Below are 24,068 nucleotides of genomic sequence, written 5' to 3'. Positions count from 1 at the left end.
GTTCATCCACACGTGGGGATGAATCACACCGGTGTAATTAGCGTCATCCATCGCACGAAAAAGGGCCGGGACACGGAATTCGTGTCTCGGCCCTTTGGCGGGTGGATGCCGGCGCTATCGCCAGCGGGTTGTCATGAGGAAGCCGACGAAGGCGATGCCGAACCCGATCACGAGGTTCCATGCGCCGATGCCGGGGATGGGGAAGAGCATGCCGCTGAGGTAGAAGACGAGCACCCAGACGAGCCCGATGAGCATCAACCCGATCATGACGGGTTTGAACCACACGGGATTGGGGGCCGCTTCGCCCTCGCTGCGCTCGACGAGCTCTTCGTCTTTGCCAGAACGTGCCATTCGTCCATTCTACTGCCAGGCTTCTGCCGATCCCGCTGACCTAGAATCCGACTGTGGATGACGCGGCTACCCCGGCTGGGGCGGGAGCGGACGCGGCCCGACCGGGGCCTCGGACGCGCCGTCGCGCACCCGGAGGCAGGCCGCCGCGGCGCGCCTCCTTCGTGGGGGTGCTCGGCGAGCTGCTGATCACGGCCGGCGTCATCACGCTCCTCTACGTGGGCTGGCAGCTGTGGATCGGCGATGTCATCTACGGAGCCGAGCGCAGCGCTCAGGCCGAGGAGCAGAGCCGCCTCTGGCAGGAGGAGTACGAGGACCACATCGCTGCGACCCCCCAGGCGACCGAGACCCCGGCCCCGGCCGACACGACGGCCGAGCCGGTCATCCTCCCGCAGCCCGCCGACGCCCAGATCTTCGGCATCATGCACATCCCGCGGTTCGGCCCGGACTATCAGGTCAACATCGCCGGCGGCATCACCCGCGCCCACACCCTCGACCCGATCGGCATCGGGCACTATCCGGGAACCCAGATGCCCGGCGAGATCGGCAACTTCGCCCTGGCGGCCCATCGCACGACCTGGGGCAAGCCGTTCAACCGGATCGCGGAGCTGCATGTGGGCGACCCGCTCGTCATCGAGACGCCGGACGGGTGGTACACGTATCGTTTCCGGACGCTCGAGTACGTGCGGCCCAGCACCGTCGAGGTGCTCCTTCCGGTTCCACAGGCGACCGGCGTCGCGGCGAACGGCCGCTACCTCACGATGACGAGCTGCAGCCCGATGTACTCCCTCGCCGAGCGGATCGTCGCCTTCAGCGTGTTCGACTCGTTCACGCCTCGCTCGGCCGGCCCGCCCTCCTCACTGAACGGAAGCGCCTGATGTACGCCGCCCTCTGGCGCATCCTCCCGGGTCCCGCGTGGGTCCGGGTGCTCATCCTCCTGCTCTTGGCGGCCGCGGTGCTCTACGGGCTGTTCTTCTGCGTCTTCCCGTGGGTCAGCCAGTTCGTCAACCCGCAGGAAGTCACGGTCGAATGACCCACGGCGGGCGAGGCATCCTCGTCGTCGACAACCACGACAGCTTCGTCTACACGCTCGTCGGCTATCTGCACGAGCTGGGCGCGCACACCGAGCTCGTCGAGGCGGACGCGATAGCTCGGGATGCCGCGGCCGACGCCATCGCTCCGTACGACGCCGTGCTGGTCTCGCCCGGTCCGGGCGCACCCGACCATGCCGGGGCATCCGTCGACGTCGTCCGAGCCGCGGCGGACCGAGGCCTCCCGCTTCTGGGGGTCTGCCTGGGTCACCAGGCGATCGGCGTCGCGTTCGGCGCGCGGGTCGACCACGCCCCCGAGCTCATGCACGGCATCACGTCGCTCGTGCACCATGACGGCGATCCGCTCTACGAGGGGCTGCCCGATCCGTTCGTCGCGACCCGGTATCACTCCCTCGCGATCGAACCCGGCACGCTGCCCGACGACCTCGAGGTGACGAGCAGGACGGACAGCGGGGTCATCATGGGGGTGCGCCACCGCGAGCTGCCTGTTCAGGGTGTGCAGTTCCACCCCGAGAGCGTGCTCACCGATGGGGGCTACCGGTTGCTCGGCAACTGGCTCGAAGGCATCGGGATCCGGGATGCCGCGGCTCGCGGAGCGATGCTGAGCCCTCGTCGCGCTAGCCGGCCGGACCGGAGCAGAACGTCAGCGTGATGGTCGAGTGCACGGGCACGTCGCCCGGTGCGAGGGACTGCTGCTTCACGGTGGGCGGACTCGTCGCGGGGCACGTCGTGTCTTCGGCCGTCGCGACGGTGAGGGCCACGCCGGGCGCCTCGAGGGCCGCGGTCGCGGCATCCACGGTGTATCCCGTGTAGTCCACGATCGTCACGAGACCCGTCGCGACGACGAGGTTGATGACCGTGCCGAGCGGCTGCTTCGAGCCCGAGGCCGGGTCGGACGAGATCACGGTTCCCGCCGCCAGGTCCGGGTCGTTGCGCGGGGTCACGGAGCCGACCGCGAGCTGCGCACCGGTGATGGCGGAGCGGGCCGCTTCTTCGCTGAGGCCTTGCAGCGGCGGTACATCCGCGGTCTGCTGGCCCTCGGAGACGTAGACCTTCACCTGCTGACCGGGTGAGACCGACGTTCCGGCGGCGGGATCGGTGCGGATGACGTTGCCCTCTGCGACGTCGCCGCTCGGCTCCTCCTGGCGGAAGGCGAGCAGGTCTTCGTCGCTCAGGATCTCGTTGGCGCGGTCGTACGACATGTCTGTGACGTCGGGCACGATGCGCGCATTCGACGGGATCGAGCTGTCGCGGGGGATCGTGACGACCCAGAACAGCACCGAGATGAGCAGCACGGCGAGCACCGCGACCCCGGCCCAGATCCACGCGACCGGCGGGCCGGCCTGCGTGCGCTTCATGGTCGTGTCAGTGCTCAGCTGCCGGAGGGAACGCGCCGTCTCGGCGGCCTGACGCGGGTTGGGGCCATACAGCTCGCTCGTCAAGGCACCGACCTGGCGCTTGGAGGGCGACTTGCCGTCGACGGTCGCGTCGAGCGCCTCGCGGAAGGATGCCGCGTCCTGATACCGCTGGAAGGGGTCCTTCGCGAGGGCGCGCAGGGCGACGGCGTCGAGCGACCGGGGCACCGACTCGTTGATCTCGGACGGGGGCACGGGAGTCTCGCTCACGTGCTGGTAGGCGACCGCCACGGGCGACTCGCCGCGGAACGGCTGGCGTCCGGACAGCAGCTCGTAGAGCACGACGCCCGTCGAGTACAGGTCGGCCCGCGCGTCGACGGGCTCGCCCTTCGCCTGCTCCGGCGAGAAGTACGCGGCGGTGCCGAGGATCTGGGTCGTCTCGGCGACGGTCGACGAGGAGTCCGACACGGCCCGCGCGATGCCGAAGTCCATGACCTTGGTCTGGCCGGAGGGCGTCACCATGACATTCCCGGGCTTGATGTCGCGGTGAACGACGCCGGCCCGGTGGCTGTACTCGAGAGCCTCGAGGATGCCGTCGACGTAGCGGACGGCATCCGTCACCGGCACCGGTCCTGCGGCGATCACGTCCTTGAGGAGCGATCCCTGCACGAGCTCCATGACGATGAACGGCACCGGGTGCACCGACCCGTCGGGGTTCGTCTCGCTGTCTTCGCCCGCGTCGTAGACGCGCACGATCGTCGGGTGCGACATCCGCGACGCCGCCTGGGCCTCGAGACGGAACCGTGTGCGGAACGTGTTGTCGTTCGCGAGGTCGCGCTTGAGGATCTTGATCGCGACGACGCGGCCGAGCGTGAGGTCGTACCCGCGGTACACGCTCGCCATGCCGCCGCGGCCGATGAGCTCGTCGACGCGATAGCGCCCCGAAAGCACGCGCGGCTCAGCTGTCACGGTCACTCCCAAGGTGGATCGGATTCAGCCTAACCGACCGGCCCGACCACCCTTGGCGTCAGGGCGTCGGCGTGGGCGTCGAGCCGCCCTCGATCTGGGCATTCGCCTCGGGCGACGAGGGCGACGTGCGCTTCTCATTGTTGCCCGTGCAGTCGACGGTGTACGTCACGATGACGGTCTCGCCGGCAGCGCCCGTCACCGTGAGGGGCGCGTTCCGTGCATCGGCGGGGAACGAGCTCGTCGACTGACCGTTGGCGAACTGGCCGCGCGTCGCGGTGAAGGTGTACGCGCTCGGCGACCCCGTGCCCGAGGGGCACGTGTAGCCGGTCCACGTCACCTGCACGGTCTCGCCGGGCGTGACCGGCGTCGACAGCGACGGGGCAGCCGGCGCCGGCAGGGGCGTCTGGTCGCCGTAGTACGTGAGCGTCAGCAGCTGCGAGGCCGGGATGCGGCCGCTCGGCGAGATCTGGTACACCTGGCCGACCTGGTCGGCGCTGGGCGCGGCGTTCCCGGCGACGCAGTTGACGGCGTCGACGCCGGCCTCCTTCGCCTTGGCGGCCGCGTCGTCGCAGTTCGTGCCGGAGAGGCCGAGCGCGTCGATGTCGATCAGCGTCTGGGTCTCGGTCGGGGTCGCCGATGCCGTCGTGCGCGTCGGCGACGGCGACGAGGGCGTCGGGTCGGGCGTGCCGCCCTGGTTGGCGAAGATCGCCCACAACGTGCCCCCCAGGACGAGGAGGAGCAGCGCGATGAGTGCGATGAGCGGCCACGTCCAGGGGCTGCGCTTGCGCTTCTGCGGCTCGTCCTCGACCGCCGTGAGGCTGCTCGTCGAGGTGACGACTCCGGCGGCAGCGGCCCCCGGCAGCAGGCGGGTCGCGGCGGAGGTGTCGGATGCTCCCAGCAGCTGCGTCATGTCGTCGCCGGCAGCGGCCCCCGATGCGATGGCGGGAACCGCCGCGGCGGCGGCCGCGACATCCCCCCGGCGGAGCGCCGTGGCGGCCCGGGCGACGGCGGATGCCGAGGCCGGCCGGTCGTCCGGCTTCTTGGCGATCATCGCCATGACGAGGTTCTGCACCGGCACGGCGACGGTCGGCGGCAGCGCCGGAGGCGTCTCGTTGATCTGCGCCATCGCGATCGCGACCTGCGACTCGCCCGTGAAGGGGCGCTTGCCGGCGAGGCACTCGTACGCGACGATGCCGAGCGAGTAGATGTCGGTCGCGGGCGACGCCGGGTGTCCCGACGCCTGTTCGGGCGACAGGTACTGCACGGTGCCCATGACCTGACCGGTCGCCGTGAGCGGCACCTGGTCGGCGATGCGGGCGATGCCGAAGTCGGTGATCTTGACGCGCCCGTCGGGCGTGATGAGCAGGTTGCCCGGCTTGATGTCGCGGTGCACGAGGCCGGCGGCGTGCGCGGCCTGCAGCGCCGCCGACGTCTGGGCGACGATGTCGAGGGTCTTGTCGGTGGAGAGCTGGCCGTCGCGCTCGAGGATCGTCGAGAGCGCCTCACCGGGCACGAGCTCCATCACGAGGAAGGCGGAGCCGTTCTCCTCGCCGTAGTCGAACACGCTCGCGATGCCCTCGTGGTTGACGAGTGCCGCGTGCCGCGCCTCGGCGCGGAAGCGCTCCAGGAAGCCCGGGTCGCCCATGTACTCGTCTTTGAGGATCTTGATCGCCACCGTGCGGCCGATGACGTGGTCGGTGGCTTCCCAGACCTCGCCCATGCCGCCGATCGCGATCCGCGAATCAAGCTCGTAGCGCCCGCCGAACGTCGCACCCTGCGTCGGTCTCATCGTCCCAGCACCGCCTCCATGACCTTCTTCGCGATGGGCGCCGCGATCGTGTTGCCGCTGCCCGATTGACCTTGCCCGCCGCCGTCTTCCACGACGACGGCTACGGCTACCTGTGGGTCGTCTGCGGGCGCGAAGCCTGTGAACCACAGCGTGAATGGCGCACTGTCCCCGTTCTCCGCGGTCCCGGTCTTACCGGCCACGTCGACGCCGTCTATTCTTGCACCCGATGCCGCGCCGTCACTGACATCGGCGACCATCATGGCGGTCAGCTGCGCCGCGATGTCCTCTTCGACGGCGCGCCCGAACTCGCTGTTCTCGAACGTCTGCTGCACCGAGAGGTCGGGCGCGATGACGCTGTCGACCATCCGTGGATTCATCACGACACCTCCGTTGGCGATTCCCGCCGACACCATCGCCATCTGCAGCGGCGTCGCCGTCACCTGGCCCTGACCGAAGCCGCTGAGGGCCGTCTGCGCGTCGTCCATGATGGTGCGCGGGTAGCTCGACGGCGTCGAGACGAGCGGAAGCTCGAACGACTTGTCGAACCCGTACTTCTGAGCCTCTTCGCGGATCGCCGTGTCGCCCAGCTCCACCGCGAGCTCCGCGAAGGGGATGTTGCAGCTGAGCCGGAGGGCGTCCGCGATCGTCACGGTGTCGCCCGGTCCGCACGCTCCGCCCGTCGAGTTGTACACGACGCTGCTCGACTGGGGCAGCTGGTACGAGGCCGGGTTCGGCACGGTCGACTGGGGCGTGTAGTCGCCCGATGCGAGTGCGGCCGACGCGACGACGAGCTTGAACGTCGAACCCGGCGGGTTGAGGTTGCCGCCGATCGATCGGTTGAAGAGGGGATGCTTCGGATCGGCGTCGAGCCCGTCGTAGTAGTCGTTCGCCGCCTTGGCGTCGTGGCTGGCCAGCAGATTGGTGTCGAACGTGGGGCTCGACACCATCGCGAGCACGCGGCCGGTCGACGGCTCGATGGCGATGACGGCGCCCTGCTGGTCGCCGAGCGCGTCGAAGGCGGCCTTCTGCACCGTGGCATCGAGCGAGAGCTCGACGTTCGAGCCGCGCTGCGGCTGCCCGGTGACGATCTGCTCGACGCGGGCGAGGAACTGCGAGCCCGCCGTGCCGCTCAGCACCTGATTCATCTCGAGCTCGATGCCCGTGGCCGAGCCGAGGGCGGGGTTGATCCAGCCCGTCACCGCACTCCACATCGGCGCGTCGGTGTAGACCCGCTGCCAGCTGTACACGTCGTTAGAGGGGACGGATGAGGCGATCGCCGCGCCGCTCGCGATGATCGAGCCGCGCTGAACCTGGTACGAGTCGTAGAGCGCCCGCGTGTTGCGCGGATTCTGGGCGAGGGTCTCGGCCTGCACGACCTGGATCCAGCTCGTCGACGCGAACAGCGCGAGGAACATGATGAGCATCAGGATGCTGAGGCGGCGCAGTTCTTTGGTCATGACGCACCTCCGCTCTCGCGGAGACGCCGGCCACCCACCGGTCCCTGCGCCTGTCGAAGGGTCGTCATGGCTAGCCGATCACCACCCGGGGCCGGCTGCGGACCGCGTCCGAGATGCGCAGGAGCAGGGCCACGATGAGCCAGTTCGCGATGAGCGATGAGCCGCCCGCCGTGAGGAACGGCGTCGTGAGGCCCGTGAGCGGGATGATGCGCGTCACGCCGCCGACCATGATGAAGACCTGCAGCGCGATCGTGAACGACAGGCCGGTCGCGAGGAGCTTGCCGAAGTCGTCCTGTCCGGCCAGGCCGATGCGGATGCCGCGGCTCGCGAAGACCATGTAGAGGCAGAGGATTGCGAAGACCCCGATGAGGCCGAGCTCCTCGCCGAGGCTCGGCAGGATGTAGTCGCTCTGCGACAGCGGCGTGATGTAGGGACGGCCCTGGCCGAGGCCCGTGCCGATGAGGCCGCCCTGCGCGAGGCCGAAGATGCCCTGCACGAGCTGGAAGCTGCCGCCGTTGGCGTCGATGACCTCGGGGTTGAAGGCATCCAGCCAGTTGGTGAACCGGCCCTGCACGTAGGGGAGCACGCGCGAAGCGAGGAAGGCGCCCGCCACGGCGAGGGCGACACCGATCACGACCCAGCTCGTCTTGCCGGTCGCGACGTAGAGCATCGCGACGAACATGCCGAAGATGAGAAGGCCGGTGCCGAGGTCGCGCTGGAGCACGATGATGCCGAGCGAGACGAGCCAGATGACCAGCAGCGGGCCCAGCTCACGGGCGCGCGGCCACGTGATGCCGAGGAAGCGCGTGCCCACCGACGTGAGCGACTCGCGGGTGCGCACGAGGTAGCCGGCGAAGAAGATCGCGAGGGCGATCTTGGCGAGCTCACCGGGCTGGAAGCTGAAGATGCCGAGGTCGACCCAGACATCGGCGTTGGCGTCGGCGCCGAGCCCGGGGATGATCGGCAGCACCAGCAGGAGCAGACCGACGAAGCCCGCGACGTAGGTGTAGCGGAAGAGCACGCGGTAATTGCGCAGCAGCACCACGACGAGGATGGCGCCGATCAGGGCGATGCCCGCCCAGGCGAGCTGACGCGTCGAGAAGGCATCCCACCCGTGGAGCTTCTTGGCGATGTCGATCCGATAGATCATCGCGAGGCCGAGGCCGGTGAGCAGCGTGGCGATCGGCACGACGAACGGGTCGGCGTCGCGGGCCTGCAGGCGGAGCACGATGTGCAGCGCCAGTACGAGGGCCGTGAGACCCCCGCAGTAGACGAGGAAGAGACCGTCGATCGACCCGATCGCGCCGAGCTGCACGAGCGCGACCGCGGAAGCGTTGATGACGAACGCGAAGATGAGCAGCACCAGCTCCCGGTTGCGCTGCGTCTGCGGCACCCGGATGCGCCGGAGCGCCCGCACGACGGCGGTGTCGGTGCTGACGGACGCCGTCGGGATGCCGGCGGGCGGGGTCCGGGCCGCGTTGCGGGCCGTGGGGCTTCCGGTGCTCATCGGCTGCCTCCCGCCGAGTCGGCGAGGCTCGCCACGATGCGCTGCGCGTCGGCGAGCGAGGACGCCGAGATGGTCTGCTCGACGGTCGAGCGCGCGAACTGCGACAGGTCGTCGAGAGGGATGCCGGTGTCCTGGTAGGGCGTCGAGAGCGAGATGGGGCCGATGTCCTGCTGGATGCCCTGGAAGATCACGACGGTGTCTTCGTCGGCGCCCACGAAGTAGCGGGTCTGTGTCCACTGGTAGGCGAGCACGAGGCCGGCCACGATGAGTGCGAGCGCGAGGACCACCCCGACGATCCAGCCGATGCTGCGACGCCGGGCGCGCCGGCGGTCCTCCTCGATGAGCTCCTCGAGGAACTCGGGCGCGGGCTCGAAGTGGGTCGGCTCGTTCGCCGCCGTGCGGGCGGGGTGCAGCCAGCCTCCGCCGCCACGGCCCGAGCGTGCGGCCGGCACTTCGATGCCGATCGGGTTCGAGGCCGACCCGACGATCGTCGCCGTGCCGGAGAAGAGGGGATGCTGCCCGCCGACGTCGACGAGGACGATCGTGACGTTGTCGGGGGCACCGCCGTCGAGCGCCTGCTTCAGGAGGTTGTCGGCCGTGCGGCCGGGCGGGAGGCCCATCGAGAGCGACTTCGCGGTGTGCGTGTCGTCGACGACTCCGGAAAGACCGTCCGAGCACAGCAGCCACCGGTCGCCGGCCTGGGTCGGCATGATGAACGTGTCGACCTCGGGGTCGGCGTCCATGTCGCCGAGCACGCGCATGAGCACGGAGCGACGGGGGTGGTACCGAGCCTCTTCGGGCGTGATGCGGCCCGAGTCCACGAGCCGCTGGACGAACGTGTGGTCGGTCGTGATCTGCGTCAGCGTCTCGTCGCGGTACAGGTAGATACGGGAGTCGCCGATGTGGGCGATGACGGCGTACTGGTCGACCATGACGAGCGCGCTGACGGTCGTGCCCATGCCCGCGAGCTCGGGGCGGAGCCGGACCGTCTCGATGAGCTCGGCCGCGGCATCCGAGATCGCGTCCCGAAGTGCGCGCTCGGCCTGGGAGGTCGACTCGTACGGCTGATCGAGCGACTCCAGCCGGGCGATCGCGAGGCTCGAGGCGACATCGCCGCCGGCGTGGCCGCCCATGCCGTCGGCCACGGCGAACAGGTTCGAACCGGCATAGCCGGAGTCCTGGTTGTTGGAGCGCACCTTGCCGGTGTGCGAGATCGCGGCGCTCGAGCCTTGGAAGACCATATGCAGGTGGGCCGCCCGCTACTTCCGCAGCTCGAACGTCGTCGCCCCGACCTTGATGGGGGCGCCGACGACGACCGGGACGGGAGCCGTCACGCGGACGCCGTCGTGCCACGTGCCGTTGGTCGAGTCGAGGTCCTGGATCATCCACTGGTCGCCCCACAGCAGCAGCCGGGCGTGGTGGCTCGAGGTGTAGTCGTCGCGGACGACGAGCCCGGACTCGCTCGAGCGTCCGATCGTCAGCGGCTCGGTGCCGAGAGGGAGCTCGAGGCCCGCCTTGGGACCGCTCGTGATGACGATGCGCGAAACGGTCTCAGTGGTCGCCTTGCCCCCCTTGACCGGCGGCGCGGGCTTGACCGAGGGAGCGGCCGCCGTCGGGGCGGACGCGCCGGCCGTCTGCGCCGCTGCCGGCACGGCCGCGGCCTGGGGCTCCGGCATCCGTCGCACCTTCACGCCGAAGAGGTCGGCGCGCAGGGAGTAGACGACGGCGAACACGAACGCCCACAGCAGCACGAGGAAGCCGATGCGCAGGAGGAGGAGCGTCAGCTCGCTCACGGCAGGGGTCCTCCTTCGCGCACGTCGAACGCACGAGTGACGTCGGCGGGCATGGGCGGCTTCGGGGGGCTTGGGCGGCGCGGCCTGTGCCACGACGCGGAACACGATATCGGTACGGCCGATCGTGATGGTGGAATCGGGCGGCAGGGCGGCCTCGGTGACCTTGCGGCCGTTCAGCATTGTGCCGTTCGTCGAGTTCATGTCGCGGACCATCGCGCGCTCGCCGTCCCAGAGGACCTCGACGTGCTTGCGGCTCGTGCCGGCGTCCGAGATCGTGATGTCGGCATCGCTGCCGCGTCCGATGACGGTGCGCGATTTGGTGAGCGGATGCCGCCGCCCCTCCACGTCGACGACTCCGCGCCACACGACACGGCCTTCCGCCGACGACGACTCGACGCGCAGCGTGCCGGTCGACAGCTGCTCGTCGCGGACGAGCGTGATTGTGACCGGACCCGCGAAGCTGTAGCCCTGGGCCTTGGCGTGCTTCTTCACGAGCGAGTCGAGCTCGTCGGCCAAGGCCGGGCCGATCGTCTGCATGCGGTCGTCGTCGGAGGGCGAGAGGCGCACCTCGAACGAATGCGGCGCGAGGATGCGGTCGCGGCTGACGACGGCAGCCTTCTTGTCGAGTTCGCTCCGCAGGGCGGACGCGATCTCGACAGGCTGGATGCCGCTGCGGAAGGTCTTCGCGAACGCGCTGTTCACAGCGCGCTCGAGTCCCTTCTCGAAGCTGTCAAGTAGTCCCACACGACTCCTCAGGCAGGCTGGCCGGTCCGTACATGCTAATCATCGACCCTGAGATGTCCGTGTTCGGGGAGGTCTGGGGATGGCGCGCGGGTCGCTTCCGCCTCGATCCCCGCCCCGTCGACGGGGTCGATTCGGGCGGCTCCGGGCGCCGTGATATCCTCGGGAAGTTGATCCGCGGTGTCTTCGAATGCTGCGGTTCGCGCGAGTGGCGGAATAGGCAGACGCGCTGGCTTCAGGTGCCAGTGCCCGAAAGGGCGTGGGGGTTCAACTCCCCCCTCGCGCACGAACGAGAGACGCGGCCCCCCGGGGCCGCGTTTCTCGTTTCTACGTGAGGGGCTGCTGCGAATCCCTTCTTGGGGGCGACGAGTCGGTCGCAACCGGGTCGCACTCACCCGATTTGTGCGACATCGCGACACATCACCTGGTGTGCGGGCGCATCCACTGGTTTGCTGACCTCGAACCAATGCCACGGGGGTGGCATCGCGGGGGCGGGTTCGAGCAAGGTTTCGTAGCGGTGCATCCACGTGACTCCGGCCACGCCGAGGAGAGAAGCGCCGATGCGAAGCACCGCAGCCGAAAAGTCGTCCGCGCGCGAGACCAGACACGAGCGCCTGCGACGGCTCGTCGTGATGATCCTCACCGTCGGCCTGACCGTCATCACCGGCATCAGCATCGACGCGGCGCCCGCCCAGGCGCAGGAGGCTCAGCTGCTGGTGACCGTCGTCGCGGTCGATCCTTCGACGGGGACGCCGATCACCACGATCAACGCGACCCAGAGTCCCCGGCGGATCGCGTTCCGCGTGGACTTCTCGTGCCTCACCGAGCTCTGCGACAACGCGGCGGTGAAGTTCGACCCCATGGCGCTGGATCCGAATTACGGGGCATACCGGCTGCTGGAGCAGCAGACCGGATTCATTCCGCCGCCCACCGGGGGATCGATCTCTGGCTCGGCGGCGGCGGGGTACACGATCGCCCTCGGTGATCTGAATGCCGGGGTCAACGGGCAGTTCACCGTCGAGTACGGCTGGCCGGCCGCCGCCGGCGTCTCGGTGGGGGGCCGCGTCAGCTCCTCGACGCAGAACTTCCCCGATGGGTTCCCGATCACCGCCACCGTGCGCGGCACCGCCCTCACGGCCGCAGCCGAGACCGTGGCGACGTCGGCGCCCGTGACGTGGCACATCGACCCGCCGACCACGCCGATCCTCACGACCAACCTCGCCGCGCCCGCGAGCGGCTTCTTCGCGACTGACACCAACATCTCGTACAACGTCGCGATGGCGACCGGGTGCGGGAGCGTGGACCGCGTGTGCGCAAGCGGGTACACCGTGACCCATCAGCTCCCGCCGGGAGCCGAGCTGGTGTCTGCCGTGGGCAGCCCCGCAGTATCGGGCAGCACGACGACCGGACTCGTCCTGACGTGGCAGGGACCGCCGTGGGCCGCGACGGGCGACACCTCGCAGGGCGGGTGGAATCCGACGAGGAACGTCACGATCACCTTCCCGCGCGCCAACGTGGCGCCGCCCGGACAGCCGTGCAACTTCACGACGCAGTTCAACGGCCCGACCGGCCGGGTCGATGTGACGTACATCAGCATGCCGGGCACCCCCGGGCCGACGCGGTCCGCGACGCTCGCGGCCACCGGTCCGTTCTCGCTCCGGTGCGCCGACCCGTTCCCGCGCGCCGAGCAGCGCGGCAAGATCTCGACGATGGACGGCGCGACCCGCCTCGAGAACAACACGGTCTCGCCCGTCGTGATCCCGACCGCGGGAACGAATCTCAAGGAGTGGCAGGTCACCGTCGCGAACACGGCGAACATCCCGGGTGTCGCCGTCGTGACCGACAACACTCTCGATCTTCAGGACCTGCCGGTCTACCAGATCCTCGCTCCGACCGGATCGACGATCGCCTGGACGGCCACGAACGGCGCGGAGACCCAGTCGGGCACCGCGACGACCACGGTGACCGCCCCGGCCGGCTTCCGGTTCGCGACGTCGACGGTGACCTCTCCCGTCCTTCCGGCGCCTAACCAGATCCCCGAGCAGAACTTCCGCACCGACTTCACGGTGCAGTACCGCTACGCGGTGTCACCGGATGCCACTCCCGGCGCGCGCCGGACCAACACGGCGTCCGCGGTCATGACCTGGCCGAGCAATCCCGAGTTCGCGGCGACCCCGCTCACCATCCCGCCGCACACCGTGCAACTGATCGCACCGTTCGCGCGCAGCGTGTTCTTCAAGTACGCCGACACGTTCCTGACCAACCCTCTGGGCGCATCGCGGTTCATGGGGCAGAACATCGACGTACCCGTCCCCGCGGCCGGTGAGTCGGACCGCATCCTCCGCTGGAACGCTGTCGTCGCGAACACGGGCAGTGCACCCGCGGTCCCGAGGGTCGTCGACACCGCCCTGGGCGACAACCCCGACATGCCGATCACGCAGATCATCGCCGGCATCCGTGTGGGCAGTCCGCCGCCCGCGATCGCGAGCGGCACACTGACGCAGAATGTGCAGTTCACCGCCCAGGTCACACTGGATGACGGATCGATCGTCGACTACTCCGGCAACAACTACAACGCGCCAGCGGGGCGCCGCATCATCGCGGCCACCGTCACAGGCCCCCCGGCTCGACGGGGCGAACGTCTTCGAAACGACGAATGCATCCCGGCAGCTCGAGGTCTACTTCCAGGGCCGGATCCCGACGAACGCCGCCCGCAACACCTACACCACGAACACGTTCAACGGGACGCTGGACTACGAGGTCTCGGGTCTCGGCGCACAGAGCGGCTCGGGCACATCGACCATCCACCTGATCGGTCTTCCGCCGACGATCACCGCCTCCACGACCACACCGACGATCGCCGGCGGAGCCTCGTCGGCGACCCCCACGACGGACGTGACGTTCAGCGTCTGCGGCACGACGACCAACGTCGCGGCGGATCACGTTCCGTTCACACCGGAGTACGTCTTCATGGCTCCTGTTGGCTGGACCATCACGCCGGGCTCCGCGTCATTCCCGGCCGGCTCGGTGCCCGACGGCGTGAGCTTCGTCTACCGGACGGCGGTCGTGGGCGGAGTGGCTCGGCAGGTCGCCGTCGCGGCGTGGCCCGCGGGGATCACCTTCGGCATGAACCAGACCCTGCCCTGCATGCGGGTCATCGCGCGACCCGACGCGACGGTCGCCGCAGGCACGTCGGGGCAGTGGCGCGCGTTCGTCGGCAACACCGGCGACGTGCAGACCGCCGACATCTTCACGCTCGAGTTCACCGACACGCCCGACATCGACGGCAACCCCGCGACCCTGCGGTTCAGCGAGGCCGCGCCGCTGGCGGCAGTGCCCGTGGCCGCTGTCGCGGCGCTGCAGGTCCTCAAGGAGATCTGCCTGCCGGATGCCTCGCAGCCGGACGGCTGCCAGTGGTTCGCGGACCCCGACAACTACGTCGGCGTGCCGCCGAACTCCGACTCCATCCGCTACCGCCTCACCGTGACCAACATCGGCAACAGCACGCTCAGCGACGTCGTCGGATACGACATCCTTCCGTACCCGGGCGACACCGGCACGAGCGACGCCACTGGGGGCATCGCGCGCGGCTCGACGTTCCGCGAGACGGTGGAGTCGGTCACCGGGCCGACGAACGGTGCGACCGCGACCTATTCCGGCGCCACCCAGCCCTGCCGCCCCGAGGTGGACGCCACCGTGCAGAACTGCGTGGACGACTGGAGCCCGACGCCGTCCGGCGCTCAAGCGATTCGGCTGGCGAAGCCGGGCCCGCTTCCCGCGGGCCAGTCGTTCTCGATGCAGTACACGGCGGCGGTCGAAGGTGCGCCCGGCTTCGGAGCGGTGGCGTGCAACTCGTTCGCCGTGCGGGTGACCGGACTCTCCCTCGTCTCGGAGCCGGCGCCGGTGTGCGCCTCCATCGAAGAGACGGATCTGCAGATCGTGGCCGGCACCCCGCGCGTGCAGCAGGGTCGGCCGGGAGTCCTCCCGTGGACCGTCACCAACAACGGCGGCGCCGCATCGACGATCGGCACGGTCGCCCTCGGCGACATCCCCGCCGGCCTCGTCGTCACCTCGCTGACCCCCGCCGGCTGGACGTGCACCGCGACGGATGCCGATGGCAACCCCGTCTTCGGAACCGCCGTCGGTCCCGCGACCCTGTCGTGCACATCCAACGGGCCGCTGCTGCTCGGTGTGCCCGTCCCGCTCGACATCCCCGTCATCGCGACGACGCTCGCGCCGATGACGATTCCGGCGATCGTGTCGGGCCGCATGTTCGACACGGTTCCCGAGAACAACGACGCCGAAATGCAGGTCGTGCCGACCCCGCCGGCCGGCGGCATAGGCGTGGCAAAGGACGACGGCGTGACCACCGCCTCGCCGGGCGACGTGCTCACGTACACCATCACGATCGACAATCCGCTCGACTTCGAGACGATAACCGGCGCGACGCTGACCGACGAGCTGCCCGCGGGCGTCGAGTTCGTCTCGGCGTCCGACGGCGGCGTCGAGACGGATGGCACGGTCGTGTGGTCCCTTCCCGATCTCCCCGGTGGGGCCGACCAGACCGTCATCCTCAGCGTGCGCGTGCTCCCCACGATCGCGACTTCCGAGATCGCCAACACCGCCCAGGTGAGCGCTCCCGATCCGGCGATCACCGACGCGACCCTGACCGGTGAAGACGACGACGTGGATGCGGTCGTGACGGCACCCGCGCTGACGCTGACCAAGACGTCCGCCGAGGACACCTTCGCAGCCGTCGGCGACACCGTCGAGTACCGGTTCACGGCGTCGAACACGGGCGACGTCACGCTGACCGGTGTCACGATCGACGACCCCCTGCCCGGGCTCTCCGCCCTCGTCTACACTTGGCCGGGTGCTCCGGGCGTGCTGCAGCCGGGAGAGGATGTCGAGGCGGTCGCCACCTACTCGATCACGCAGGACGATCTGGATCAGGGACACGTCGACAACTCGGCGACTGCCGAAGGGACGCCGCCCGCAGGAGCCGCAGTCGGCGACGATGCGACGTGGACCGTCACCAGCAGCGCAGTGCCTCACCTCACGGTGACGAAGGAGGCCGCGCCGACGACGGTCGTCGCCGCCGGGGCATCCGTCGTCTATACGATCCGTGTCCTCAACGACGGTCCCGTGACCGTGGAGGACGTCACGATCACCGACCCGCTGCCCGGGCTCCCGGCGCTGCAGATCACGTGGCCCGGCGACGAGGGAGTGCTCGCTTCGGGTCAGGAGGCGGTCGCCACCGCGACCTACACGACGACGGTTCAGGATGCCGATGCCGGCCGGATCGTCAATACGGCGACTGCGGCCGGCCGGACACCGGGCGGCGTCGACGTCTCGGATGACGGCTCCGCCACGGTCCTGATCCCGTCCGCGCCGGCCATCGAGGTCGTGAAGCAGGTGGACTACGAGCCCGGCACCGCGGGCCGCGCCGGCGACACCCTCCTCTACGGATTCACAGTGCGCAACACCGGGAACGTCACCCTCACCGACGTCGAGGTCACTGACCCGCTTCCGGGGCTGTCGGAGATCGCGTACGGCACGTGGCCGGGAACACCGGGGGTCCTCGCCCCGGGCCAGTTCGTCACCGCGACGGCGACCTACGTCGTGACCCAGGATGACGTCGACGGCCTGGCGGGCGTCAGCAATACGGCCACCGCCACCGGAACCCCGCCCACGGGGCCGGACGTCTCGGATGACGACACCGCGACGATCACTACTCCGGCGACCTCCGGTCTTCAGCTCGTCAAGACACCGACGCTGACGCCCCAGGGCGACACGGTCGCCGCGGGAGACGTCGTGGAGTACGAGTTCCAGGTGACGAACACCGGGGACGTCACGCTTCACGACGTCGTGCTGGTCGATCCGATGCCGGGTCTGTCGGCGCTCGAGCTCACGTGGCCGGGCGCCGAGGGCATCCTCGCTCCGCTCCAGGTGCTCACCGCGACGGCCACCTACGAACTGACGCAGGCCGACATCGATCGCGGCAGCCTCACCAACACCGCCCGCACGGCGGGTCTCGGGCCGGACGAGGTCGAGACGAGCGACTCCGCGACCGCCGCGGTCGTGCTGCCGCCCGCCCCCGTGCTGACGCTCGAGAAGACCGCCGTGCTCGACCCCGCCGCCGATCCGACAGAGGTCGGCGATGTGATCGAGTATTCGTTCTCAGCGACCAACGACGGCAACGTCACGCTGAGCGGCGTGCTGATCGCCGATCCCCTCCCCGGGCTCTCGCCGCTCGTCTACTCCTGGCCGGGCGTGGAGGGCACGCTGGCACCGGGAGACGTCGTGACGGCCACCGCGACCTATGCCGTGACGCAGGCCGACATCGACGCGGGGCAGCGCCCCAACCTGGCCACGGCGACCGGACGGACCCCCGGTGAAGAATCCGTCACCGGCTCGGACTCCGCGCTGGTCCTCCTCTTCCAGCAGCCGGGGATCGCGCTGCGGAAGACGGCGACCGCGGCCGATGCCAGGTGGGCGGCGGGCGACGTGGTCACCTTCTCCTTCGCGGTGACCAACACCGGCAATGTCACGCAGACGGGCGTCGAGATCGCCGATCCCATGCCGGGACTGTCGCAGATCGCCTACACCTGGCCGGGACAGCCCGGTGTGCTCGCGCCGGGCGAGGCTGCGACGGCGACGGCGACCTACGCGCTGACGGGCGCTGACGTCGCACGCGGAACCCTGGACAACACGGCCACAGTGACCACCGATCGCGGGACCGAGGCATCCGACAGCGTTCGGATCTCCTCGACTCCGTCGCCGACGCCGCCCCTGCCGGTGACGGGCGGCGCGCTCGCGGCATGGCTGCCACCGCTGGGGGCCGGGCTCGCGGCGTTGGGACTCGCACTCCTCGTCGTCCGCCGCCGCCGCAACAGGTCGACGACGTGAACAGGAGCAGACGCCGACTAGTTGTCAGATGCCGTCGAGGGTCGGCACAAGGGTGAACACGGCCTCTTCCACCTGCCGGCCGACGCCGGGGGCGAAGGCGGTGTTGCGCGACACCTCGGTGAAGCCGTTGCGCTCGAGCACGGCGATCGAGGCCCGGTTGCCGGCAGCGGCGCGGGCGAACAGCGGCCGGATCGGCTCGTGGGCGACGAGAAGACGCAGCGCCTCGGTCGCGACGCCGCGACCCCACGCGTGCCGGGCGATCCAGTAGGTCACCTCGCGGTCGCCATCGACCGTGAAGAGCGCGGCCGTGCCGGCGAACGCACCCCGCTCTGTCACGACGAAGCTCTCGACATCCGACATCGAGCGGTTGCGCGCCATCCACGCGTCGAAGGCATCGCGGTCTTCGGGATCGGATGCCGTGAACGCGGCCATCTCGATCGCCTCGGGGTCGCGCATCATCTCGAAGATCGCGTCGAGGTCGTCGTCGTCGAGGGGGCGCAGCTCGATGTGGCTCACGCGCCCCACCGTATCGAAGGGCGCCGACGCCGCGAAGGACTAGACGAGACCGTGCTGTGCGCGCAGCGCGCGCTCCGCGGCATCCGGATCGCGTGCCTCGACCGCGGCCCGGAACTCCTCGTAGCCCACGCTGCGGCGGACGGGGCACTCGATGAACGGATGCCACCCCGAGAGGTTGCGCCGGATGACGAGTTCGGCCTCGCGCATGACGCGCACGAACGCCCGGTTGCCGGCGGCCTGCGTGAACGTCGCGAAGAGGCGGGCGCTTCCGTCGATGATGCCCATGCGGTCGTCGTTGCGGGATGCCGCGATGACGACGTCGATCTGCCCCAGCAGGTCCTCGAGCACCTCGTCCGGGCACCTCATGACCGCCAGGCGGACGATGTTGCCCAGAAGGAGCACGACGAACTCGTGCGTCTCGCCGACGAGGCCGTGATCGGGCTGGGTCACGCGGGTGAAGCGGTTCGGCGACACCTCGACGAGACCGGTGCGCTCCAGCCGCTGCAGCGCCTCTCGCACCGGAGTGCGGGACACGCCGAGCCATCGCGCGAGCTCGTGGTCGCGGAGGTGTTCGCCGGGGGCGAGGCGTCCGTCGAGGATGGCTTCGCCGATGGCGTTGTACACCTCGTCTCCGAGCACGGTGCCGCGCGGATCCACGGGCATGAGCGGGACGGTGGTCATGGGCGCCACCCAGTGTATTCGCAGGTTCTCTGAACCTTCATCCAGGACTGATATATCGGTAGAGTGTGCCTGTCACGTTTCGGCGTGGCCTATCCGGGGGGGATCCGTCGACGCCCGGGCCTCGAAGCTGTTGCTCGGCCCGGGCGTTCGATGGTCCCGGTCCGCCCGCACCGGCCGATGCAACGTTTCCGTCACCATCCGAAATACATGCTGGGCCAGCGTCCCCAGCCTTCGCTAGCGTGAGCATGTCGGCATGCAGGTTGTCGACATGACTGAAGAACGGCATTTCATGAGCACGCAGGGCACCGTCAAGTGGTTCAACTCCGAGAAGGGCTTCGGCTTCATCGCGCCGGATGAGGGTGGCGCAGACGTCTTCGCGCACTACACCGCCATCCAGGCCGGGGGCTACCGCTCGCTCGAAGAGAACCAGCGCGTGGAGTTCGAGATCGCGCAGGGCCCCAAGGGGCTCCAGGCCGAGAACATCCGCCCTCTCGCGTAACCCGCGAGCACAGCCGCCTCTCCACCTCGGTGGGTGAGGCGGCTTTTGTGCTGCCGCCGGCTGATGGATCCGACCGGGATGCCGTCAGTCCTTGTCGCCGCGGACGAGTTCGAGGCCCGCGCTCGCGAACTGCCGGATCGTCGCATCGGGCAGGAAGGCACGCGTGAGACCTGCGGCGATGCGGGTGAGGTCGGACTCGTCGCGGAAGAGGAGGTACATCGTCTCGTACCTCGGGTGGAACTTCTCCTTGAAGCGGTGCAGCGACCGGAAGCCGTAGACCGGCTCCAGGACCTCGGCGAGCTTGTCGGTCAGTTCCGCGATCGGCCCGGCGTCGTCCGGGTACTCGTGCGTCAGCGGCGCACCCGACAGCGACAGGATGTCGGCGCCCTCGTCGGAGAAGTGCCGTGCGGACGCGCCGATGAGGTACTCCATGACGGGGGCGAAGCCGCCCTCACGGCGGCGCATGAGGTCGAGCGTCCAGCCGCGCACCCGCCCGTCGCCGCCGTAGACCGGGAGCCATGACAGGAACCCGTCGACGTCGCCCTTCGGCGAGATCGCGAGAGCGAGCCGCACCTCCGGGTCCTCTGCCTCGTCGAGGGTACCGAGCGTGAAGCCCATCTCGGGAAGGCCTTTGTCGCCCACCCACATCTCGGAGATCGCCCGGAGCTGCTGCTGGATGCCCCACGGCTCATCCGAGAGCCGGGTCATCCGGAACGTCATCTCCTCGCGCCCGGCGCGGTTGAGCGAGCTGCGGACGGAGTTCCACTGCTTGCCGGTGAACTGCAGTCCGGGGAGGTCGACGATCGTGTCGTCGGCCACCACGAGGCTGCGCCATCCCTCCGGCACGGCGGCTCTCGTCGCCTCGCCCGCGCTGAAGAAGCAGGGGATGAGACCCGCGCGCTCGGCGGTGTCGATGAACTCGACGACGGATTGGGGACGGGATGCCTCGGCCCCGAGCGGATCCGCGAGCACGATCGCGACGGCCGACCGGCGCTGGTAGGCCACGACGCCGTTCGTCGTGCGGGCGTAGTCGTTGCCGTCCCACGTCGTCATCCACGAGAGCGTGCCCCCGCCGTACCGGTGAAGCTCCTCCTTGACCTCGTCGACCGTCGGGACGGGCGGGGCGCCCAGCCGCGCCTTGCGCTTCGACCGGAACGCCCGGCGCACCCACACGAGGTAGATGAGGAAGAGGAGCCACAGGGTCGACGTCGCGATCGAGACGCTGAAGTCGCCTGTCGTGCTCTGCACGCCGCCGGCGCCCGCCAGCAGGAGCACGACGAGGAGCGCCGCGACGACGACATTGAGGATCGCGTAGCCGACGGTCCAACCCAACGCCCACCTGCGACCGCGCCGGAGGCCGTTCGCGAAGAACAGGGCCACGGCGGCGTCGAGGGCCGCATCGAGCCAGGGTCCCTCGACCGGATCGGTGTGCCCGAAGACGCCGTTCGTCGGGGTGAGCACCGTCAGGACCGTGATGGCGCCGAGGGTCAGCGCCACGACGAAGGCGATGAGCCGCTGCTCGCGCAGCGTCGTGCGCTGGATGCGCAGGGACCGGTCGGCGAAGAGCACCAGCACCACGGCGAGGGCGTGCTCGAGATCGGCGAGGGCGCCCCAGAACAGCAGGGCGACGACGACGAACCCGAGGAGCACGAGCCACGCCCGCACGCGCCAGGGCTGTACGAAGAGGCCCACGGCGGCCGCGATGCAGGCCATGGTGCCGCCGGAGGGTCCGACATCCAGCACCATCGCCTGCTCCTGCGCCCACGGCCACGGCGTCATCGAGAATACGAGCAGGAAGAGGGCCGACGCGAGCACGGCGAAGAGCTGCCCGACTGCGAAGTAGGCGAGCGCGGCGCGGCTGCCACGGCGGGACTCGAGATACCCCATGCCCGCGAAGCTCGCGATCGTGAAGAGGTACACCCACGGCTGACTGACGAAGAACGTGCCGGTCACGGGCGTCCACCAGCGGCCGTCGCTCAGGGCGGGCAGCCCGTAGGCGACGACGTCGAACGTCGAGGTGTCCTCGAAGGGCCGCCAGAGTCCTTGCCACACCACCCCCGCCACGAGGATCAGCACGACGAGCGTGAGCGTTGCGGGGACGCGGGCGAGGATTCGCATGATCAGCCTCCGGTTCGCTCGAAGTCTGCCAGTGCCTTGGCGTCTTCGGCATCCCTCATCGCCTGTCGCGCCGCATCCAGCGCTGCCACGGGGTCGTCCGCCTGTCGTGCGTCCGCGAGCTCCCGCTGGGCGGAGAGCAGCCGGAGGCGCGCGGGCGCTCCCGCGCGGGCGTGGGCGACGGATGCCTCTGCCTGCGCGATCGCGCCGCGCGCGGCGGCGAGTGTGCCGGGCAGCGCCGTGCGCGCGCCCCGCAGCCGCTGCTGGGCCGTCCGGGCATCGCCGAGCGCGAGGTCTAGCCGATCACGCAGGCGCGCGATGCGGTCGATCGTGCGGGTGGGGCGGGCCGCGGCATCCGTCTCGAGAGCGTCCAGCTGATCGGAGATGACGCGGATCTCGGCGCCGAGACGGGCCGCGTCGCCCGGTTCGAGCTGTTCGCGGGTGACCAGCGCCTGCCGGAGCGCCGTGCGAGCCGCAGCGATCTCGCCGGCCACCGCCTGCGCCGCCTGCGTCACGAGGCGGTGGGTCTCTTCGAGGGTGCGCGCGTCGGCCTCGGCGAGCCGGAGCGAGCGCTCGGCGGCGGCGAGGTCGGCGAGGGCGGACCGGGTGGGGTCGCCCGCCTCCTCGGCGGCGCGCGCGAGCAGCTGCTCGGCCTGCTCGGCTTCGGCCACGGCCGACTCGCCGGCCCGCGCCGCATCGCGCCACTCCTCGACGGCGTAGCGGGAGCGCAGGTCCTCCACCAGCCGGCGGGGATCGCCCATCGCCGCGCGGAGAGCGGCGAGCCGCGCCTGCTCCGCGGCGACCTGCTCGGCGGCCGACACGTTCTCGCGCATCCAGGCGCTGTGCTCGGACCGGGCCCGCTGGATCACACCGAGCGCCTCGGCGGTCTTGCGCTCGATGCGGGTCGCCGTCCGGCGGATCTCGTCGGGCGTCGCGGTCGGCTCACCGGCGAGGCGGTACTCCTCGAACGACGCGTCGCGGACGTGCTGCGCCGTCAGGCGCGCGCGGCGCAGCGACGCAGGAGCGCCCCCGCCGTACAGCGCGCCGGAGAGCCCTACCTCGAGCTCGAGCTCCGCGACGGCGTCGTCGAGGCGGACGAGCTGCACGCCGGCGCGGTCGCGATCCGCGAGCGCGGCCGTGCGCCGCTTCGGTGACCGGCGGGCCCTTCGCACGGCCCAGACCGTGACGGCGACCGCGATGGCGGTGGTGCCGAACACCACGAGCGCCGGGATGATCCATCCCAGCAGGCTCGCGAGGGCTTCAGGCATCGGCGTCGTCGACCAGGAGGAGGGAGCGCAGCTGCTCGACGGTCTCGACGGCCGCCTGGGCGCCGTCGGCCTCGTGCGGCCAGCTGAAGCCCCAGCGGACGAAGATGACGGGAACGCCGTGCACCGCGGCGCCCTCGACGTCGTGATGACGGTCGCCCACCAGGACGGGGCGGCTGGTGTCGACGCCGGCGACGGCGAGACGCCGGAGCGCCTCGGCGATGACGTCGGACTTCGCGCTCAGCGTCTTCTCGTCGAGCGTCGCCCCGACGATCGTCGTGAAGCACGGGGCGAGGCCGAAGTGGTCCATGAGGGCATCGACCTGGATCTCGGGCTTCGAGCTCGCCGTCGCCTGCGGGATGCCGTGGCGGCAGAGCTCCTCGATGAGCTCGCCGACGCCGGCGAACAGCTTCGCCCCGGTCGTGTAGCCGTCCGCCTTGCCGAGGGTGCGGTAGAACGAGACGGCGTCGGTCGCCTCGGCCGGCGTCATGCCCACGTTCGCCTGGAACGAGTCGTACATCGGGGGCCCGATCCAGTGCACGAGCTCGGCGCGCGTCGGCGCGCGTTTGCCGAAGTGCTCGAGCGTGATCGCGAGCCGCCGCAGGATGCCGTCCGAGGCGTCGACGATCGTTCCGTCGACGTCCCAGAGCACACAGGTCCAGGGGGTTCGGGTCGGCATGGCATCAGCCTACGGGTGGCTCGGCAGGGGGTCGCGACGACGGATGCCTCGCCTATGCGCCGCGGCGCAGGCGCTCCGCGATCTCGGCCAGGCGGCGGGCCTGGTCGTCCGATGTCTGCACCGGACCGGTCTGTGGCACGACGCTCTGCACGGGCGGTGCGAAGCCGCGGGCGAGCCCGTCGAGGGCGTCGGCGACGGCCGTGCGCGTGCGCAGATCGGAGGCCGAGGCATCCGTCGCCGCGCGCTGGGCGATCTCGGCCTTCTCGCGGCTGCGCATCGAGATGCGCAGGGCCTGGTAGGCGATGAGCGCACCGGCGACGGCGGCGGCCGACGCGATGCCCGCGAAGATCGTGTTGAGCACCTCGAGCGTCATGCCGGAATGGTACCCGCGGC

Annotated in this window: 23 protein-coding genes, 1 tRNA gene and 1 pseudogene; 6 read left to right on the top strand and 19 right to left on the bottom strand. The window is 70.1% G+C overall.

Going from position 1 to position 24,068, the window contains the following annotated elements:
• Positions 1-114: 114 nt before the first annotated feature.
• Positions 115-351: a cell division protein CrgA gene (locus G5T42_RS05190; RefSeq protein WP_165126389.1), complete on the bottom strand. Its 237-nt coding sequence runs from the start codon at positions 349-351 to the stop codon at positions 115-117.
• Between the two features lie 53 nt (positions 352-404).
• On the opposite strand from G5T42_RS05190, the gene G5T42_RS05185 reads away from it, so the two are divergent.
• Genes G5T42_RS05185 through G5T42_RS05175 form a run of 3 tightly spaced genes read left to right on the top strand, consistent with a single transcriptional unit; the run spans position 405 to position 2,052 of the window.
• The gene (locus tag G5T42_RS05185; RefSeq protein WP_347104277.1) at positions 405-1,226 is read left to right on the top strand and encodes a class E sortase; all 822 of its coding nucleotides are present in this window, start codon (positions 405-407) and stop codon (positions 1,224-1,226) included.
• Positions 1,226-1,381 (top strand): hypothetical protein, encoded by a 156-nt coding sequence (locus G5T42_RS05180; protein WP_165126386.1) that lies wholly within the window; start codon positions 1,226-1,228, stop codon positions 1,379-1,381. Before G5T42_RS05185 ends, G5T42_RS05180 begins: the two co-directional genes overlap by 1 nt.
• Positions 1,378-2,052 carry a gamma-glutamyl-gamma-aminobutyrate hydrolase family protein gene (locus G5T42_RS05175; RefSeq protein WP_165126383.1) on the top strand — a complete coding sequence of 225 codons (675 nt, stop codon included), beginning with the start codon at positions 1,378-1,380 and terminating at the stop codon, positions 2,050-2,052. Before G5T42_RS05180 ends, G5T42_RS05175 begins: the two co-directional genes overlap by 4 nt.
• On the opposite strand, the gene pknB is transcribed toward G5T42_RS05175, so the two are convergent.
• The 7 genes and pseudogenes from pknB to G5T42_RS05140 all read right to left on the bottom strand — a co-directional run bounded on the left by pknB (position 2,018) and on the right by G5T42_RS05140 (position 11,014).
• Positions 2,018-3,724, bottom strand: a complete 1,707-nt coding sequence (gene pknB, locus G5T42_RS05170; RefSeq protein ID WP_165126380.1) for a Stk1 family PASTA domain-containing Ser/Thr kinase — start codon at positions 3,722-3,724, stop codon at positions 2,018-2,020. The genes G5T42_RS05175 and pknB overlap by 35 nt on opposite strands.
• Before the next feature lie 58 nt (positions 3,725-3,782).
• Complete coding sequence (locus tag G5T42_RS05165; protein ID WP_165126377.1) at positions 3,783-5,513, bottom strand: serine/threonine-protein kinase; 1,731 nt, start codon at positions 5,511-5,513, stop codon at positions 3,783-3,785.
• Entirely contained in the window at positions 5,510-6,970 is a 1,461-nt protein-coding gene (locus tag G5T42_RS05160; protein WP_165126374.1) for a penicillin-binding transpeptidase domain-containing protein, read from the bottom strand. Before G5T42_RS05160 ends, G5T42_RS05165 begins: the two co-directional genes overlap by 4 nt.
• Positions 6,971-7,040: 70 nt before the next feature.
• Positions 7,041-8,477: an FtsW/RodA/SpoVE family cell cycle protein gene (locus G5T42_RS05155; protein ID WP_165126371.1), complete on the bottom strand. Its 1,437-nt coding sequence runs from the start codon at positions 8,475-8,477 to the stop codon at positions 7,041-7,043.
• Positions 8,474-9,718, bottom strand: a complete 1,245-nt coding sequence (locus G5T42_RS05150; RefSeq protein WP_165126368.1) for a PP2C family serine/threonine-protein phosphatase — start codon at positions 9,716-9,718, stop codon at positions 8,474-8,476. The genes G5T42_RS05155 and G5T42_RS05150 overlap by 4 nt, the downstream gene beginning before the upstream one ends.
• 18 nt (positions 9,719-9,736) lie before the next feature.
• Positions 9,737-10,270 carry an FHA domain-containing protein gene (locus G5T42_RS05145; protein WP_165126365.1) on the bottom strand — a complete coding sequence of 178 codons (534 nt, stop codon included), beginning with the start codon at positions 10,268-10,270 and terminating at the stop codon, positions 9,737-9,739.
• Positions 10,267-11,014 (bottom strand): annotated as a pseudogene (locus tag G5T42_RS05140) (DUF3662 and FHA domain-containing protein). Before G5T42_RS05140 ends, G5T42_RS05145 begins: the two are co-directional and overlap by 4 nt.
• 199 nt (positions 11,015-11,213) lie before the next feature.
• Here G5T42_RS05140 and G5T42_RS05135 point away from each other — a divergent pair.
• Positions 11,214-11,297, top strand: a tRNA-Leu gene (locus G5T42_RS05135).
• A gap of 420 nt (positions 11,298-11,717) precedes the next feature.
• Here G5T42_RS05135 and G5T42_RS05130 read toward each other — a convergent pair.
• From G5T42_RS05130 to G5T42_RS05110, 5 genes are read right to left on the bottom strand one after another with little or no spacing between them, the layout of a single operon-like run.
• Positions 11,718-11,873, bottom strand: a complete 156-nt coding sequence (locus G5T42_RS05130) for a hypothetical protein (protein WP_165126362.1) — start codon at positions 11,871-11,873, stop codon at positions 11,718-11,720.
• A 15-nt stretch (positions 11,874-11,888) separates the two neighbouring features.
• The gene (locus G5T42_RS05125; protein ID WP_165126359.1) at positions 11,889-12,338 is read right to left on the bottom strand and encodes a hypothetical protein; all 450 of its coding nucleotides are present in this window, start codon (positions 12,336-12,338) and stop codon (positions 11,889-11,891) included.
• Positions 12,339-12,347: 9 nt separating this feature from the next.
• The gene (locus G5T42_RS05120) at positions 12,348-12,860 is read right to left on the bottom strand and encodes a hypothetical protein (RefSeq protein ID WP_165126356.1); all 513 of its coding nucleotides are present in this window, start codon (positions 12,858-12,860) and stop codon (positions 12,348-12,350) included.
• A 24-nt stretch (positions 12,861-12,884) separates the two neighbouring features.
• Positions 12,885-13,076 (bottom strand): hypothetical protein, encoded by a 192-nt coding sequence (locus tag G5T42_RS05115; protein WP_165126353.1) that lies wholly within the window; start codon positions 13,074-13,076, stop codon positions 12,885-12,887.
• A 12-nt stretch (positions 13,077-13,088) separates the two neighbouring features.
• Entirely contained in the window at positions 13,089-13,541 is a 453-nt protein-coding gene (locus G5T42_RS05110) for a hypothetical protein (RefSeq protein WP_206535712.1), read from the bottom strand.
• Between the two features lie 5 nt (positions 13,542-13,546).
• On the opposite strand from G5T42_RS05110, the gene G5T42_RS05105 reads away from it, so the two are divergent.
• Complete coding sequence (locus G5T42_RS05105) at positions 13,547-17,920, top strand: DUF11 domain-containing protein (protein WP_165126347.1); 4,374 nt, start codon at positions 13,547-13,549, stop codon at positions 17,918-17,920.
• Between the two features lie 24 nt (positions 17,921-17,944).
• Here G5T42_RS05105 and G5T42_RS05100 read toward each other — a convergent pair whose 3' ends face one another.
• Together G5T42_RS05100 and G5T42_RS05095 are read right to left on the bottom strand one after the other, a co-directional pair.
• Positions 17,945-18,436 carry a GNAT family N-acetyltransferase gene (locus tag G5T42_RS05100; protein ID WP_165126344.1) on the bottom strand — a complete coding sequence of 164 codons (492 nt, stop codon included), beginning with the start codon at positions 18,434-18,436 and terminating at the stop codon, positions 17,945-17,947.
• A 39-nt stretch (positions 18,437-18,475) separates the two neighbouring features.
• Complete coding sequence (locus G5T42_RS05095) at positions 18,476-19,117, bottom strand: GntR family transcriptional regulator (RefSeq protein ID WP_165126341.1); 642 nt, start codon at positions 19,115-19,117, stop codon at positions 18,476-18,478.
• Between the two features lie 289 nt (positions 19,118-19,406).
• Here G5T42_RS05095 and G5T42_RS05090 point away from each other — a divergent pair, with 289 nt between their 5' ends.
• Positions 19,407-19,616: a cold-shock protein gene (locus tag G5T42_RS05090; protein ID WP_165126338.1), complete on the top strand. Its 210-nt coding sequence runs from the start codon at positions 19,407-19,409 to the stop codon at positions 19,614-19,616.
• Positions 19,617-19,700: 84 nt separating this feature from the next.
• Here the strand turns inward: G5T42_RS05090 and G5T42_RS05085 are convergent, their stop codons facing one another.
• The 4 genes from G5T42_RS05085 to G5T42_RS05070 are packed head-to-tail and all read right to left on the bottom strand — an operon-like array spanning position 19,701 to position 24,048.
• Positions 19,701-21,734 carry a DUF2156 domain-containing protein gene (locus tag G5T42_RS05085; protein WP_165126335.1) on the bottom strand — a complete coding sequence of 678 codons (2,034 nt, stop codon included), beginning with the start codon at positions 21,732-21,734 and terminating at the stop codon, positions 19,701-19,703.
• A gap of 2 nt (positions 21,735-21,736) precedes the next feature.
• Positions 21,737-22,999: a hypothetical protein gene (locus tag G5T42_RS05080; RefSeq protein ID WP_165126332.1), complete on the bottom strand. Its 1,263-nt coding sequence runs from the start codon at positions 22,997-22,999 to the stop codon at positions 21,737-21,739.
• Positions 22,992-23,675 (bottom strand): HAD hydrolase-like protein, encoded by a 684-nt coding sequence (locus G5T42_RS05075; RefSeq protein ID WP_165126329.1) that lies wholly within the window; start codon positions 23,673-23,675, stop codon positions 22,992-22,994. The genes G5T42_RS05080 and G5T42_RS05075 overlap by 8 nt, the downstream gene beginning before the upstream one ends.
• A gap of 52 nt (positions 23,676-23,727) precedes the next feature.
• Complete coding sequence (locus G5T42_RS05070; RefSeq protein WP_165126326.1) at positions 23,728-24,048, bottom strand: hypothetical protein; 321 nt, start codon at positions 24,046-24,048, stop codon at positions 23,728-23,730.
• Positions 24,049-24,068: the final 20 nt, after the last annotated feature.

It is taken from the genome of Microbacterium sp. 4R-513, assembly GCF_011046485.1.
Lineage (GTDB): Bacteria > Actinomycetota > Actinomycetes > Actinomycetales > Microbacteriaceae > Microbacterium.
Note: the sequence above shows the minus strand (reverse complement) of the source record. Positions and strands in the feature narration are given on the sequence as shown.

Excerpts from the sequence above, each read along its gene's own strand:
- G5T42_RS05150 (WP_165126368.1), bottom strand. The coding sequence starts at position 9,718 with ATGGTCTTCCAAGGCTCGAGCGCCGCGATCTCGCACACCGGCAAGGTG.
- G5T42_RS05075 (WP_165126329.1), bottom strand. The coding sequence starts at position 23,675 with ATGCCGACCCGAACCCCCTGGACCTGTGTGCTCTGGGACGTCGACGGA.
- G5T42_RS05165 (WP_165126377.1), bottom strand. The coding sequence starts at position 5,513 with ATGAGACCGACGCAGGGTGCGACGTTCGGCGGGCGCTACGAGCTTGAT.
- G5T42_RS05070 (WP_165126326.1), bottom strand. The coding sequence starts at position 24,048 with ATGACGCTCGAGGTGCTCAACACGATCTTCGCGGGCATCGCGTCGGCC.
- G5T42_RS05180 (WP_165126386.1), top strand. The coding sequence starts at position 1,226 with ATGTACGCCGCCCTCTGGCGCATCCTCCCGGGTCCCGCGTGGGTCCGG.
- G5T42_RS05105 (WP_165126347.1), top strand. The coding sequence starts at position 13,547 with ATGACGGATCGATCGTCGACTACTCCGGCAACAACTACAACGCGCCAG.
- G5T42_RS05080 (WP_165126332.1), bottom strand. The coding sequence starts at position 22,999 with ATGCCTGAAGCCCTCGCGAGCCTGCTGGGATGGATCATCCCGGCGCTC.
- G5T42_RS05095 (WP_165126341.1), bottom strand. The coding sequence starts at position 19,117 with ATGACCACCGTCCCGCTCATGCCCGTGGATCCGCGCGGCACCGTGCTC.
- G5T42_RS05090 (WP_165126338.1), top strand. The coding sequence starts at position 19,407 with ATGAGCACGCAGGGCACCGTCAAGTGGTTCAACTCCGAGAAGGGCTTC.
- G5T42_RS05160 (WP_165126374.1), bottom strand. The coding sequence starts at position 6,970 with ATGACCAAAGAACTGCGCCGCCTCAGCATCCTGATGCTCATCATGTTC.
- G5T42_RS05175 (WP_165126383.1), top strand. The coding sequence starts at position 1,378 with ATGACCCACGGCGGGCGAGGCATCCTCGTCGTCGACAACCACGACAGC.
- G5T42_RS05085 (WP_165126335.1), bottom strand. The coding sequence starts at position 21,734 with ATGCGAATCCTCGCCCGCGTCCCCGCAACGCTCACGCTCGTCGTGCTG.
- G5T42_RS05190 (WP_165126389.1), bottom strand. The coding sequence starts at position 351 with ATGGCACGTTCTGGCAAAGACGAAGAGCTCGTCGAGCGCAGCGAGGGC.
- G5T42_RS05130 (WP_165126362.1), bottom strand. The coding sequence starts at position 11,873 with ATGGGGTCGAACTTCACCGCCGCGTTGTCGCAGAGCTCGGTGAGGCAC.
- G5T42_RS05155 (WP_165126371.1), bottom strand. The coding sequence starts at position 8,477 with ATGAGCACCGGAAGCCCCACGGCCCGCAACGCGGCCCGGACCCCGCCC.